We start from the raw sequence: 14,546 nt of genomic DNA on the forward strand, positions 1-14,546 counted from the left end.
AAAAAAAACTTTCTTTCAAAGACATGAAGTTTTTGAAACGCAAAGAAGGATTTTTTGTGAATAACATAGAACTCGTTGATCCCAAGTACGATTTTGTTTTTAAAATGCTATTTGGCAGTGACCCCGAAATTTTTATAAGTTTTGTAAATAGTGTTTTAAACTTAGAGCAAAGCAAAGCCATTGTAGAAGTCACGTTTATTAACCCAGAACTCAACAAAGAAGCCGAAGACGATAAAGCCATTCGCCTCGATGTCTTAGCAAAACTTGCCGATGGCGATCTCATTAACATCGAAATGCAAATGCAAAATCATGGCCATTATATTAAAAGAAGTTTGTATTATTGGAGTAAAGTATATTACTCCCAATTAAAACAAGGCGAAAACTACGATACCCTTAAAAAAACGATTGCTATTCATGTGTTAAATTTTAGCTTGTTTAAACACAGCAAACACTATCACACCGAGGCTGTGTTAATGGATGCCGAGAATAAAGTGCAACTTACTGATTTATTTTCTATTCATTATTTAGATCTAGCAAAACTCCCTTCGGGTAACTATAATACCCTAGAAAAATGGTTGCGCTTTTTAAAGCAACCAAGCAAAGAAGAGGTTTTGCAAATGAATATCCCTGCAATTACCAAAGCATACAAACAACTCGAAAACATGAGCCTCGACTCGGGTGTTCGTGCCCGTTACGACGCCAAACGCAAGTTTGAACACGATTATGTCACGGGGCTGGATACGGCTAGGGAAGAGGGCAAAGAACAAGGAGTTAAAGAAGAGAAAATTAATATGGTAAAAAATCTTCTTTTAGCTGGAGTTTCTTTAGAAATTATTCAAAAAACATCTGGGCTATCTCTCAGTGAAATTAAAAGTTTGCAAAGCGAGTTGAATTTAAAATAATTGGCTCCGCTTTTTAAAGCAGCCAAGCAAAGAAGAGGTTTTGCAATCGACCCTCCATCTTCAAAAATTTTCGATCTCTATTAACAAAAGGTAAAGATGGTAAAACTAAGTATACCGAAGAGTGTTCAAAAGAAATAGCTGGAGGTAATGTTGAGCAAACTTTATTAAAATATGTCGGTGGAAAAATTTGAGAAATGTTACTTCTATGCAACGGAACTGAAAGCCTTCGCTAAAGAGTTAACCATTGATGTAGGAACTTTAAGAAAAAATATTTCAAACCTAAAAACTAGCGGAAGTCGGGAGAAGCTTTTACCTAACTACTAGCGGACTTAGTGATAAAAAAGGTCATCAAATGTTAGCATTCAATCATTTTAGGGCAGATAAAGATACTAGAGGAACAAAATTTCATAGAGACTCAGGCTGGGTTACTGTCTTAAGAAGTACGGAACCTGGTTTAGTAGCTTTAATTGACGAGCAATTATATTCAATAAATCCTAAAGAAGACCATTTTATAATTAATTTTGGTAGTTCCATTGAAGTATTAACTCAAGCAATGAAAACCCCAGTAAGAGCTAATATTCATGGAGTAGTTCAAACGGTTAAAAAATTTCAAGAAACAAATCGAACATCTTATGTTGTTTTCCTTGACTCTAATCTAAATGGCCAAATTTTTAGGTACGAATCGGGCAATCCAATTACAGTTCAAACTGTTAAAGAATTTGCAATTCAAGAAGTGATTAGAACATATGATGATGATGAAACCAAATTATAGAATTTAGTGTGAAAGCTTTCAAATACTATTGATTTGCATAAATTATTTAAGTTATAATGAATTTTGATAATTTTCATATATAATAACGCCTGATCTTTACTTAATAATTTCCATTATATTAGTAAAAATTTTTGTATTAAACATTAAAAATCATGCAAATTTAAAAAGGAGAAAATAGAAGGATGAATTTTAAAGAATTAACATATTTAATGGTGATTATTAGTATTTTTATCTCTTCCGTTATTGAAACAGATATTTATTTACCTGCGTTACCTGATATGATGGATTATTTTTCTCAATCCGAAGAAACTATACAAAAATTATTAATTTGGAATTTCATTGGTTTTTGCGCTTCTGGCCTAATTTATGGTCCAATATCAGACTCATTTGGACGTAAGAAACCTTTAATGATCGCATTAGGAATGTTTTTTATTGGCAGTTTTATTACTCTAATAGCAGATAATTTTGAGTTTATGCTTGTAGGAAGATTACTACAAGGCCTTGGTAGCGGAGGGTGTTTTACTTTAGGAACAGCAATAATTTTTGATATTTTTCAAGAAAAAAAAGCAATTCAAGCTCTTAATAAAATCAATATTATTGTTCCATTTATTATGGCTTCGGCGCCTTTACTTGGAGGTTATTTAAATCAGAAATTTGGTTTCCGCTCTAACTTTTTAGCTATATTTATTTGCGTAAGCGTTAGTTTTTCAACTTGTGCTTTATTTTTGAAAGAAACTTTAATTCAAAATAAAAGAATAAAATTTAACTTGAGAACAACTTTAATCAATTTTAGACGTGTCATTACGTGTTTACCTTTCATTAAATTAACGCTTATAATTAGCTTGTTATTTGCAGGTTTTCTTGTTTTTCTTTCCTCTTCAGCTTTATTATTTGTAATACAATTTGGTATTACAAAAAGCATTTATCCTATTTTCCATACTTCTTTATTACTTGCGTATTTAATTGCAAGCTTAAGCTGTGATCGCTTTATAACAAAGTTTGGTATTAATAAGGTAAAACACTTGGGTCTTTATTCAGTTGTATTAGGTGGAGTTTTACTTTTATTTGTTTCATTTTTTTTCCCTAAAAATGCATTACTTCTTACCATAGTGATGCTTCCTTATGCTTTTGGCTTTGTTTGGACACAAACTCCATACGTAACAGAAGTAATGGAATTGATACCAGATATAAAAGGAATTTCTGCTAGTGTATTAACGAGTTTCAGATTATTAATCACTGCTTCTGCGTTAGGCTTATCATCCTTTTTATATAATGCAACAATTTATCCAGTGGCATACATTATTCTTTTTTTTGTACTCTTAATCTCAATTCTTATTTTTAGTTATGAAGGATATTTCAAAAGTATAAATATTATATCTTCTACCCGAAGTAAAGAAAAATTTAGAGATTAAGGCACAATAAATTTTAGGAATATTTTGTCTATAAATTTGCTTAAATCATAGTCGTTTTTGTTTAATTTTTGTATAAATTATTTTGACATGTTTTTATTTTACTTTGATTAATAGAAAATGTTATAACTAGTAAAGGAACTATAATGAATTTTATATTTTAACACTTTCAAGTGCAGAAGTTTTGCACTCATTGAATTGTATGAATATCTTTTTCCAGGAGAATCCCTTCCTTCAATATATGCTACCGAAAATGACCTTCACTGGAAAAAAAATTATCTTAGGGTTTTTAAAAGTCACTCAACAACAAAAAAAATTACTTACCTCTCAAATAAAATCAGAGTTAGATGAATATGGTATTGACTATTTTGTAGAACACGAAGACATAGAGCCAACGACACAATGGCTTACAGAAATTAAAAAGGCTCTTGTTAACGCAAATATATCTAACATTTTAGACAAAAACATTATAACCAATGAATTATTAAATAAGGCAAGGAAACACCGGTTAGAAGTTTTAATTGATGACTTTTTAAATTCTAGCAATTTTAGCATTTCGACTGAGCTACTTCGAAAAATTGAAAATTTACTTACATTCCAAGATAAATAGTAGTTATGGAAAATGAATTTTGGATGCAACCCACTGCTCAATTTTAAAACACTCCCAAAAAATTTTTAAACACAAACTTTTCCCTCTTTTTTTATTTTAAATTTTTGTTAAAAAAAACTTTCTTTCAAAGACATGAAGTTTTTGAAACGCAAAGAAGGATTTTTTGTGAATAACATAGAACTCGTTGATCCCAAGTACGATTTTGTTTTTAAAATGCTATTTGGTAGTGACCCCGAAATTTTTATGAGTTTTGTAAATAGTGTTTTAAACTTAGAGCAAAGCAAAGCCATTGTAGACGTCACGTTTATTAACCCAGAACTCAACAAAGAAGCCGAAGACGATAAGGCAATTAGGCTCGATGTCTTAGCAAAGCTTGCCGATGGCGATCTCATTAACATCGAAATGCAAATGCAAAATCATGGCCATTATATTAAAAGAAGTTTGTATTATTGGAGTAAGGTTTACTACTCCCAATTAAAACAAGGCGAAAACTACGATAACCTTAAAAAAACCATTGCCATTCATGTATTAAATTTTAGCTTGTTTAAACACAGCAAACACTATCACACCGAGGCTGTGTTAATGGATGCCGAGAATAAAGTGCAACTTACTGATTTATTTTCTATTCATTATTTAGATCTAGCAAAACTCCCTTCGGGTAACTATAATACCCTAGAAAAATGGTTGCGCTTTTTAAAGCAACCAAGCAAAGAAGAGGTTTTGCAAATGAACATTCCTGCAATTACCAAAGCATATAAACAACTCGAAAACATGAGCCTCGACTCGGGTGTTCGTGCCCGTTACGACGCCAAACGTAAGTTTGAACACGATTATGTCACGGGGCTTGATACGGCTAAAGAAGAAGGGCGTGAAAAGGGTGATAAAGAAAGAAGTATAAAAACAGCAATAAAAATGCTCCAAAAAAACAAACCACTCGATGAAATTGTAGAATTTACAGAATTATCTCTTGCAGAAATTCATAGTATACAGCAAGAACTCAATTTAAAATAACTAGCTCCGCTTTTTAAAGCAGCCAAGCAAAGAAGAGGTTTTGCAAATGAATATCCCTGCAATTACCAAAGCATACAAACAACTCGAAAACATGAGCCTCGACTCGGGTGTTCGTGCCCGTTACGACGCCAAACGTAAGTTTGAACACGATTATGTCACGGGGCTGGATACGGCTAGGGAAGAGGGTCGTGAAGAAGAAAAAATTAATGTGGTAAAAAATCTTTTTTTAGCAGGCGTCTCTATAGATATTATTCAAACAGCGACTGGATTATCCCTTACAGAAATTCAAGCAATTCAGCGTGACTTTAATTAATAAATAAAGAACTGCGCTTTTTAAAGCAGCCAAGCAAAGAAGAGGTTTTGCAAATGAACATTCCTGCAATTACCAAAGCATACAAACAACTCGAAAACATGAGCCTCGATTCGGGTGTTCGTGCCCGTTACGATGCCAAACGCAAGTTTGAACATGATTATGTCACGGGGCTGGATACAACAAAAGATGAGGGAAGAAAAAGAAAAAATCACCATCTCACATCTTAATTGACAAAATTAATGGGTGCTATTAATAACTCAAATGATCTTGATAAAAGATTGAATTTTATAATTTTTTTTGAAAGAAATTCAAAATGTCAGATAAAAAAATCTTAAATTGGCTGTTAACTTTACAAATCCCTACAGAAGAAGAACTCAAAATATTTACAAATCCCAAAACTGCAAAAGAGTTTTTAGATTTGGCCACCACAAGCCAAGATCCTGAGTTTCGTGCAACTTATATTCAGTATTGCATAGATAAATTTGATCATACTATTGATGAAAACGACATTGCCACACCCTACAAACTCAGTTACAACTCTTTTGAAAAAATTTGCGAACTGTTTGAGTTATTAAGTCAAGATAAAGAGCTTTATTTTTATAACTTAGCCAAACGAAAATTTGAACACGATGCTACTACAGCGGCAGAAACCAATTACGGAAAAAAAGAAAATACATAGCATTAAATTTATTTTATTTAACCTTAATTACAATAAAATATTACTGACTCGATTTTAAAATTTTATTTAATAAATTGTTTGCATTGCCTTCAGAGTTTTGAAATAATTTTTTAGAAAATTCAACCATTCCAGACCTAAAGTAAAATGCTTTTTTTAAATCATCATTTAAAAAATGAGTAAGCCAAATTATATTTCCGTATTCGGGATGAATTTCAAAGGATGAAACATAAAATTCTTTTTTAACTTTTGCCTGATGAATCACATTATTTGCCGCAACAAAACAGCTTACAATTTGAGAAAAACCCATTTCTTTTGCATATTGAATAACCTTGGTTAAATAATCATTATATATGCCTTGTCTGCGATAATTTTTATTGACCATTGCATGACGCATATAGTATAAATTTTCTTCTTTTTGTTCACTTCTAAATAGTGCAATAATTTTATTGTTGTCTTTGACAACTAAAAAGTTTGAAATTTGCGGATGATTATACTCCAAGTATAATTCTTTTTCTTTGCTACTTAAAAGCCCTTCATGTATAAAAGTCAATTCACTACTATGCTGCTCTGCAAATTCTGTCTCATAAATTTCCCAATAGGTATTGTAATCAACTCGATCAACATGATATTTATTGAGAATTCCATATTTAAATATTTTTTCAAAAATCACATCTTGTTTTCGTGATTTATCAAAAACTATATTATAACTCATTTTCTTACACTATTCCTTTTATTTAAAATGCTATTCGATAAAATATGCCAATTTTTCCAAAATTTACTTGCTGGATAGGATTGTGCTCAATAGATAAAAATATCCATAAATTTTTAAATTTTTGATAACTCATCCTACCACCTATTAACATTGAATTATTATTAAAATTTGAAATACTCAAATCTAATAACATAAAACTATAATAACTATAAATATCTACCTCAAATTTATTTTGTTGACTTATAACTTCTTGTTTTTGATTATGCAAGCTATAAAAATTTTCAAATTTTACAAAATCTTCAGTATTATAATTATTTTGTTGATTACTAAAATAATCATGTTCAATAACTCGCGATGTTCCATCTTGAAACTGCTCGGTTAGCTTAAATTTAGTAACCTGAGCATTTTCTTGAAAATGTGTTCGCATAGTATGAACCTCATTTTTATTAATTGAAGAATGCTGTTCATCTACCTTTAACACACGATCTGCAGAATTGTATTTTATTGTAGAAGATGTCAACCTTCCGACTTCAAATGCAATCAATATAAACATGGCCAGGGTTATTTTATACTTCATAGGCAATCAAATATAAAAGATTTATTACGATTTTTGACACCATTCCAACTGACATGCACCCAACCAGAATAAAAGTATGGATCGTAACAATTTTCTAAAATTAACTGATCAAACTCGTGATCAGTTTGAATTTTTTGATATAATTTTAAGTTATTTAAATTTAAAACTTTAATGTCTGCAGCCTTACCTTCCTGATGTTGACTTTTTTCTGTACCCCCCACAGCTTTGTTTAGTTTAGGACATCGATAACCAGAAAGAATAATAATTGGACAACCAATATTTTTACGCAAAGGTTCTAAGAGTCGATCACACATTATTTTTAAATTTTCAATGCTTTCTCTGCTCGGGGTATTATCAATATTTAATTTTTTTGCTGTTGATGATTGCACAAATTCATCTAACGTAAAATTTTGACTTAACCTCATTACCTAATTTTACTTTCTATCTTATTTAATCGTTTTTCGTGATCTTTCACTTCTGTTTTAACTTCTAAAATTGTTTCTTTAAGCTCTGAACTTTGCTCTCTTAAACGAATTATAGAGCCGTTACTAATAGCTAACTCTTTTGTAAATTCTCCCATTTGTTTAACCATTCCTTCCCATCTTAATGTCATTTTTTCTAAATAATTTTTATCGTTATCATTATTATTATATTTAAAAATAAAAAATATATTTAATGAAGCTAACGCAATGAGTAAAAAGACACACAATCCCATTAATACAAATGGTGCTGTTTCTCTTTTACCGAGTCCTTTAACAATTGAATGTGTAACTCCCGCAGCTTCTGCTTTATATTCATCCATATCAATCCTTCTAAAAAAAGTACCAAATTACCTGTAATTGATTTTGTAATGGTCTGCTTAAATTTTTGCTTTTTTGAACATTGACAACGTTTTCCACCGTTTTCTCCGTTTTCTCTTTAAGCCAGAGAAAACAAGAAAAATTGTTCAGTAATTTCAGAATTATTTTTTTTCTGTTTTCGCACCACAGAGAAAAATACTAAATTAAAAAAAAATTCATAAAAATAAATTTGTTGGGTGAAAAAAAATTAATTGCACTTACAAGGAATTTATAAAAAATGAAAGCCATAACAAAAACTAAACAAATAAGAATATCAACAGTAATAAACGCGGTTAAAAGAATGGGTAATATACCTGGTTTAACAGATATAGAATTAGATAGATTAGAATATTTTCCAGAATACTTTACAGAAATTGTAAGACAATCTGCATACACTTTAGCTCGTTATAAATATGTTGATAATGCCAGTTAATAGTTGAGAAAGTTATTGTGAGGCTTGAAGAAATAGCTCCAATTTGTTAAATAATTTTTGCACAAACAAAATTAACAAAGGAGCTACCAATGGACTGGCAGAGCCAACTCATCACTGTATACCTTACTACCTGCGATTTCTTTTCTCAACTCTCTCCAACCTCTTTTTTAAAAATTAGTCCAAACTCAAATCCCTCGTTCACAGACCAAGAAGTCACCACTATTTACATCTTTGGAGTTTTAATGAAACAAAAAAATATAAAAGCTATTTTTAACTTCACTAAAAATTTTATTCCAAACTGGTTTCCTCACTTGCCTTCTTATGAAGGATTTTTGTCAAGACTTAATAGCTTAAGTAAACTCTTTCCTGAACTTGCAAACTTTATTTTAAAAAATAATAAATTTAAAATCCCTAAAACAAAATCCAAACCTTTTATTCTTATTGACTCTTTACCTATTATACTCACAACTGGTTTTCGGGCGCACAAGTGCAATACTGCAAACGATATTTCTGCTATTGGCTATTGCTCTTCAAAAGATAAATTTTACTATGGGTTAAAACTTCATCTCGCTGCTTTGTTTCAAAATAAAAAACTTGCCGCACCTATTGATTTTAAAATCACACCCGCCGCAACTCACGACTTAACTGCTGTTAAGAATGATCTTTTAAACTTCAAACATTCGCAAATCTTTGCCGATCGTGCTTACTGTGACAAATCAACTAAAAAAAACTTGAATCAAATAAACTCTAAATTACACACACCAATTAAACTCTCTCGGAATAAAAAAACTCTTTCTAGTGATGAGAAAGTTTATTCTAAATCTGTTAGCTCTATTCGGCAGTCCATTGAAATCCTTTTTAACTGGTTAATTGAATCCAGCGGTATTCAAATCGCATCAAAAGTTCGATCGACTAAAGGCCTTATCGTCCATGTTTTCGGACGATTTTCTGCCTGCCTGTTTAACTACTTATTCAAATTCTAATTGATTTTTCTCAACTATTAATTGGCATTGATAATAAATATTTAAATATACACAAAGTAAAATATATTACAGTTAAGGAAGTTCTTAATGAGGTGCTTTTTACAGTTGATAAATGCGCAGAATCTTTTCATGTTTTAATTGCATTAAAAATGATTGCTCCTAAAATATACTCTAAAATTAAAATAAATTATTTAAATCCAGAAGACACAATTTTACCATTAGTGATAAATAAAGCAACATTACCGCCAAGACATGTATGCATACCAAGAAATCGGTATTATGCAGAATTAGATGACCTAAAAAAAATAGAAAAAGGGTTCTCTTTAATTATAGATATCGATCTGACTGCATAATTATCCAATTTTTTGTAAAATATTATTATTTTCGTTTATATTTTTATTCTGCTGGTTATTATTAAAATATTCTTTTTGCATTTGTTTGGTAGTTTTAGAACTACCGTCATGGCTCCAACCTGGAGCATGAATAAAGTACAATATTTTATAAAAAATATTTTTTGTTTTTAAAGAGTCTTTATACATTAATTTAAAATGATCAAAATTTAACTTAAACCAATTTTTAGTCTGTAAATCATGCAATACGCCATATTCCACTTTTTCTTCTTCTTTAGCAAATGTGCCAAAAATTTTATCCCAAATTATAAAAATACCGCCATAATTTTTATCGAGGTAAGCAATATTTTTAGCATGATGCACTCTATGATGACTTGGAGTATTAAAAATATAATCTAATATATAAATTCTATTTGTAAATTTTGTATGCAACCAAAATTGATAAATAAAATTAAGCGACATTTGAAATAGCACATCTTCTAGTCTAAACCCGAGCAAAAATACAGGAATATAAAATAATCCTTGAGGCGCATAATCAATAAACGACGCTCGCAAAAATACAGTTAAGTTATACTCTTTAGAAGAATGGTGCACTTCATGAATACACCACAAACAACGGCTAACATGGGAAATTCTATGAAACCAGTAATAACAAAAATCATCTACAAATATTAGTAAAACAAATGCCCACCAATATGTTGTTTCTCCTGTAACTAAAGCACTCCACACCCCTGGCATTTGAAAGAACGAAAATTGTGAAAATATTTCGTACATAAATAATATAATTGTTGATACAATGATGACAGGAAAAATTACATAAAATATTCCAGTTCCAATATTAAACATAGTATCATGTTTTTCATAAAAATTATTTTTCTTATTTTTAGAAACTTTATATTCAATAAAAATAAATATAAAGAACAAAATATAGCTAATTATGTTTAAGTATAACATAACTTTTTCTACCATAAAATTACCCCTTTTTTAAGTTTTTTAAAATAGAAAACAATGATAAAATAACTTTTATAAATGTCAATTTTATCAAAACTATTTTTATATCGGCAATTTTTATAAATACATTAAACATTATAAATTTTTTAATATTATTAATATATTACAGGGATATTTTTTTGATAAACTGCTTAAATAATACAAAGTACCAACTATTTATTTTTTTGAAATTTAAATTTTTATTTAAAATTATTTTGAATATTTTTCATAAAATTGCTCATCAGACATTAATAAAAATAAGACACCTTCTATAAATGCCAGTATTGTAGGAATAAAAGTCCAAGCAAAGATTAAATACAAGATGCCCAATCCAATTTTACCCAAATAAAATTTATGTACCCCTAGCCCACCAAGTAAAAAAGCAAAAAGCGCTGCCGCTATTCTATTTCTACCGGTTGCAAAACTTGTGGGATAAATTTGCCTGCATCCACAAAAAGGACAAATTTCTGCATTTGCTAAAATTGTTTGGCCACAATCTGTACAGTATTTATTATTTTTATTTTTGTGCAACGATGTGTTTATTTCTGACATAATATTTATTTGCCTTCGATATTGATAAACTGCATATAAAACTTAAGTTCATTAATAGATTCAATAATATCATCGACTGCTCTGTGTTTATGTTTTTTTTCAAATTTTTTGTTATAAACACTTTCAAACAAAATTTTAAAGCTAGAAACATCGAGCATACGGTAATGCAAAAGAGCAGAAAACTTAGGCATCCATTGATCAATAAATTTTCTATCTTGACCAATTGAATTTCCAGCTAACAAAGCACGCTCTCCTGCAGAAAATTCTTGAAAAATTTTAATAAGCTGTTTTTCTACTTCTGCTTCGGGCAACCCATTAGGAACTTTTGCAGTTAAACCACTTTTGCCATGATGCTCAGTGCACCACTCATCCATAGCACCCAATACAGCCTGATCTTGATATACTATAGCCTCGTACTCTTTAACAATATTCATCGAAAGATCTGTTACCAACAAGGCAACCTCTAGTATGCGATCTGTGGTGTGGTTTAATCCGGACATCTCCATATCAATCCAAAATAAGTATTTCATAACAAAATCTTTCTTATTAAAATTATAAAAATTTACAACCAGTACTTTCTATAATTTTAAAACATTTAAAACAATTTTGCCAAATCAAAATGCAAACTCAAATTCACCCGTGTTGCAGTAATTTTAACGACTCTTGCAACATCGCAAGTTCTTTTTGATTATCGAGCAACTGTTTTTTTGCACCTTCTAAAATATGAGCGGGCGCTCCATTGGTAAACTCTTTATTGCTAAGACGCTTTTCTATTCCGGCAATGGTATTATTTATTTTTTCTATTTTTTTGAGAAGTCTCTCTTTTTCTGCATTTCTATCTACCAAGCCTTCTAAACTTACAAAAATCTCTAAGCCATTAACACAAGTTGGGGCACAAAAACCTTGTTGCTCAGAAGAAAAATGAAACTTCGCTTTTGCCAATGCTTCCATTTGCGCAATTAAATTACCAAAACGAGATGCTGCATCTTTTAAGTAAACAGTTAATTCTGTTGCTGGGTGAATATTAAATTTACCCCGAATTGCTCTTACAGCAATGACGACAGACTGCACTTCGCGCATATGCACAATTGCGTTTTCATCAATCATAGTTGATGTAGGTTCTGGCAATTTTTCAAACCCTAACGTTTTGCCATCACGCTCACTGTTAAGTTGTTGCCAAATTTCTTCGGTAATAAATGGCATAGTTGGATGCAGTAAACGTAAAATTCCATCAAAAACTTGAAATGCCAATTCTAATGTTTCTTTTGCAAGTGGTTGGTTATTATTATCTGCCAAGCGAGGCTTTAATAGCTCTACAAACCAATCACAATACGTCATCCATACAAACTCATACATTGTGCTTGTGTATTGAGAAAATTCATAGCGAGACACATTATCATGAACTTTACGAACCACATCAAAAAACTCACTGGTAATCCAGCCATTAATCACATCTGATGATTTATTTTTAAGTTGCTCAAAACAATAATGCGCAGGATTTATATTTAATTTTTCTGCTTGCATTGTAAGAAATCTTGCCGCATTCCATATTTTGTTTGCAAATGTTTTACCAAGTTCGCAACACGAATCACTCCAAAATATATCTTGCCCAGTGACAATTTGATTTACCAGCGAAAAGCGCATAGCATCGGTGCCATATTTTGCCATAATACCGGCAACATCAGGAGAATTGCCAAGAGACTTACTCATTTTACGACCAACAGAATCGCGTACAATTGGAGTAAAGTAACAGTGTTGAAATGGAGTTTCCCCTGTAAAATATTCTCCAGCCATCACCATACGCGCTATCCAAAAGAAAATAATATCTGCACCAGTAACAATAACTTTAGTTGGATAATAATATTCTAGATCTAGCTTTTCTTCTTCTGACGGATTTGCCCAATTATGCACTCCAAAAGGCCAAAGCCAAGAACTTGCCCAGGTATCAAGAACATCAGAATCTTGAGTGAGTTCTGGATGTTCACATTTTTTACATTTTAATGGTGCCAGTTCTTCGCAATGCACATGCGAACATTGATTGCACGTGTACATTGGCAAGCGGTGCCCCCACCATAATTGGCGAGAAATGCACCAGTCTTGAATATTTGTGAGCCAATGTTCCCAGGTTTTTTCTTGATGCGCAGGAATTAATTTTAACCGCCCCGAACGGGTAGCATTAAGAGTTAATTCTGCGAATTTATCCATTTTAATGTACCATTGTTCACTTAAATAATACTCAATTGGCACATTACCGCGCTCAGAAATACCCACAACAAGTTTATGGGGCTCAATTTTATCGAGCAAACCAATTTCGTGCAATTCTGCAACAAGTTGTTTGCGTGCAACATAACGATCGAGCCCTCTATAATTTTCGGGAACGTTATCGTTTAAGCGAGCATCGGGATGCATAATATTAAGTAAACCGAGGTTGTGTCGTTTTCCAACCTCAAAGTCGTTCATATCGTGAGCAGGAGTGATTTTAACTATTCCAGTACCAAATTCTTTTTCAACATAATGATCGGCAATAACAGGAATTTTACGGTTACAAACAGGAACTATAACATTTTTACCAATAAAATGTGCATAGCGATCATCGCTTGGATGCACTGCTAACGCCAAATCACCAAATAAAGTTTCTGGACGCGTTGTGGCAACAACCAAAAACTCTTTAGGATTGTCTTCTACAACGTAACGAATATGCCACAGCGATCCATTGCGTTCTTCTGGAATCACCTCTTCGTCAGAAATAACAGACTGGCTAACTGGACACCAATTGACAAGACGGTGACTTTTATAAATAAGTCCATCGTGATAAAGCTTTACAATTGCTTTCATCACAGCTTGCGAATATTTTTTATCCATTGTGAACGTATTACGCGACCAATCGCAGCTAATCCCTAAGGTTTTGAGACTGTCTTCTATGCGTGAACCGTATTTTTGTTTCCATTCCCAAGCATGTTCCAAAAATTTTTCGCGGCCAATTTCTTTTTTAGAAATGCCCATTTCTGAAAGCATTTTTGTAACCTTGGCTTCTGTGGCAATGCTTGCATGATCTGTCCCCGGAATCCAACATGCCTCATACCCTTTAGCTCGATGCCAGCGGATTAAAATATCTTGTAGCGTAAACATCATATGACCCATTGTAAGGTCGCCCGTGACGTTTGGAGGAGGCATCACTATGGTATAAGGCTTTTTGTTTGCATTGCGTTTAGATTGGTAAAAGCTATTTTTATCCCAGTAATTTCTTAATCTTGGTTCTGTATTTGCGGGATCGAAGGCTTTTGTAAAAGCTTCAAATTTTGTCACGGGCAGCTCCTTTGCTTAAAACATACCCGCATTTATTACCACTGAACAAAATCACGCACAACAAAGAAAATATTGCGTTATGATTTAAAAAATTTTTCTATTAAATGC

General features: G+C 31.6%; 19 protein-coding genes. 11 read left to right on the plus strand and 8 right to left on the minus strand.

Annotated features, from left to right (window positions below):
- Positions 1–56 precede the first annotated feature (56 nt).
- From Spiro2_RS10825 to Spiro2_RS10860, 8 genes are all read left to right on the plus strand, one after another.
- The gene (locus Spiro2_RS10825; RefSeq protein ID WP_338635817.1) at positions 57–902 is read left to right on the plus strand and encodes an Rpn family recombination-promoting nuclease/putative transposase; all 846 of its coding nucleotides are present in this window, start codon (positions 57–59) and stop codon (positions 900–902) included.
- A 352-nt stretch (positions 903–1,254) separates the two neighbouring features.
- A complete protein-coding gene (locus Spiro2_RS10830) occupies positions 1,255–1,674 on the plus strand; it encodes a 2OG-Fe(II) oxygenase family protein (RefSeq protein ID WP_338635818.1) in 420 nt (139 codons plus the stop codon).
- 182 nt (positions 1,675–1,856) lie between these two features.
- Positions 1,857–3,086 (plus strand): MFS transporter, encoded by a 1,230-nt coding sequence (locus tag Spiro2_RS10835; protein ID WP_338635820.1) that lies wholly within the window; start codon positions 1,857–1,859, stop codon positions 3,084–3,086.
- 250 nt (positions 3,087–3,336) lie between these two features.
- Positions 3,337–3,693, plus strand: coding sequence for a hypothetical protein (locus tag Spiro2_RS10840; RefSeq protein ID WP_338635822.1), 357 nt, complete (start codon positions 3,337–3,339; stop codon positions 3,691–3,693).
- 165 nt (positions 3,694–3,858) lie between these two features.
- The gene (locus Spiro2_RS10845) at positions 3,859–4,704 is read left to right on the plus strand and encodes an Rpn family recombination-promoting nuclease/putative transposase (RefSeq protein WP_338635823.1); all 846 of its coding nucleotides are present in this window, start codon (positions 3,859–3,861) and stop codon (positions 4,702–4,704) included.
- Between the two features lie 46 nt (positions 4,705–4,750).
- Complete coding sequence (locus Spiro2_RS10850; protein WP_338635824.1) at positions 4,751–5,017, plus strand: hypothetical protein; 267 nt, start codon at positions 4,751–4,753, stop codon at positions 5,015–5,017.
- 53 nt (positions 5,018–5,070) lie between these two features.
- A complete protein-coding gene (locus tag Spiro2_RS10855) occupies positions 5,071–5,244 on the plus strand; it encodes a hypothetical protein (protein WP_338635825.1) in 174 nt (57 codons plus the stop codon).
- Positions 5,245–5,330: 86 nt separating this feature from the next.
- Positions 5,331–5,696 (plus strand): hypothetical protein, encoded by a 366-nt coding sequence (locus Spiro2_RS10860; RefSeq protein ID WP_338635826.1) that lies wholly within the window; start codon positions 5,331–5,333, stop codon positions 5,694–5,696.
- Between the two features lie 40 nt (positions 5,697–5,736).
- Here Spiro2_RS10860 and Spiro2_RS10865 read toward each other — a convergent pair whose 3' ends face one another.
- Genes Spiro2_RS10865 through Spiro2_RS10880 form a run of 4 tightly spaced genes read right to left on the minus strand, consistent with a single transcriptional unit; the run spans position 5,737 to position 7,787 of the window.
- Entirely contained in the window at positions 5,737–6,408 is a 672-nt protein-coding gene (locus tag Spiro2_RS10865) for a GNAT family N-acetyltransferase (RefSeq protein WP_338635828.1), read from the minus strand.
- Between the two features lie 22 nt (positions 6,409–6,430).
- Positions 6,431–6,985 carry a hypothetical protein gene (locus Spiro2_RS10870; RefSeq protein WP_338635830.1) on the minus strand — a complete coding sequence of 185 codons (555 nt, stop codon included), beginning with the start codon at positions 6,983–6,985 and terminating at the stop codon, positions 6,431–6,433.
- Entirely contained in the window at positions 6,982–7,410 is a 429-nt protein-coding gene (locus tag Spiro2_RS10875; protein WP_338635832.1) for a D-Ala-D-Ala carboxypeptidase family metallohydrolase, read from the minus strand. Before Spiro2_RS10875 ends, Spiro2_RS10870 begins: the two co-directional genes overlap by 4 nt.
- The gene (locus Spiro2_RS10880) at positions 7,410–7,787 is read right to left on the minus strand and encodes a hypothetical protein (RefSeq protein ID WP_338635834.1); all 378 of its coding nucleotides are present in this window, start codon (positions 7,785–7,787) and stop codon (positions 7,410–7,412) included. Before Spiro2_RS10880 ends, Spiro2_RS10875 begins: the two co-directional genes overlap by 1 nt.
- A 275-nt stretch (positions 7,788–8,062) precedes the next feature.
- Between Spiro2_RS10880 and Spiro2_RS10885 the strand changes: the two genes are divergently transcribed.
- From Spiro2_RS10885 to Spiro2_RS10895, 3 genes are all read left to right on the plus strand, one after another.
- Positions 8,063–8,257, plus strand: a complete 195-nt coding sequence (locus Spiro2_RS10885; RefSeq protein WP_338635836.1) for a hypothetical protein — start codon at positions 8,063–8,065, stop codon at positions 8,255–8,257.
- Positions 8,258–8,346: 89 nt separating this feature from the next.
- Positions 8,347–9,240, plus strand: a complete 894-nt coding sequence (locus Spiro2_RS10890; RefSeq protein ID WP_338634920.1) for an IS982 family transposase — start codon at positions 8,347–8,349, stop codon at positions 9,238–9,240.
- A 92-nt stretch (positions 9,241–9,332) separates the two neighbouring features.
- Entirely contained in the window at positions 9,333–9,593 is a 261-nt protein-coding gene (locus Spiro2_RS10895; RefSeq protein ID WP_338635837.1) for a hypothetical protein, read from the plus strand.
- On the opposite strand, the gene Spiro2_RS10900 is transcribed toward Spiro2_RS10895, so the two are convergent.
- From Spiro2_RS10900 to Spiro2_RS10915, 4 genes are all read right to left on the minus strand, one after another.
- Positions 9,594–10,559, minus strand: a complete 966-nt coding sequence (locus Spiro2_RS10900) for a sterol desaturase family protein (RefSeq protein ID WP_338635839.1) — start codon at positions 10,557–10,559, stop codon at positions 9,594–9,596.
- A 231-nt stretch (positions 10,560–10,790) separates the two neighbouring features.
- Positions 10,791–11,132, minus strand: a complete 342-nt coding sequence (locus Spiro2_RS10905) for a TM2 domain-containing protein (protein WP_338635841.1) — start codon at positions 11,130–11,132, stop codon at positions 10,791–10,793.
- A 5-nt stretch (positions 11,133–11,137) separates the two neighbouring features.
- Positions 11,138–11,662 (minus strand): oligoribonuclease, encoded by a 525-nt coding sequence (gene orn / locus Spiro2_RS10910; RefSeq protein ID WP_338635842.1) that lies wholly within the window; start codon positions 11,660–11,662, stop codon positions 11,138–11,140.
- A 103-nt stretch (positions 11,663–11,765) separates the two neighbouring features.
- Positions 11,766–14,438 carry a valine--tRNA ligase gene (locus Spiro2_RS10915; RefSeq protein ID WP_338635843.1) on the minus strand — a complete coding sequence of 891 codons (2,673 nt, stop codon included), beginning with the start codon at positions 14,436–14,438 and terminating at the stop codon, positions 11,766–11,768.
- Between the last annotated feature and the right edge of the window lie 108 nt (positions 14,439–14,546).

Source organism: Spirobacillus cienkowskii (genome assembly GCF_037081835.1).
Taxonomy (GTDB): domain Bacteria; phylum Bdellovibrionota_B; class Oligoflexia; order Silvanigrellales; family Silvanigrellaceae; genus Silvanigrella; species Silvanigrella cienkowskii.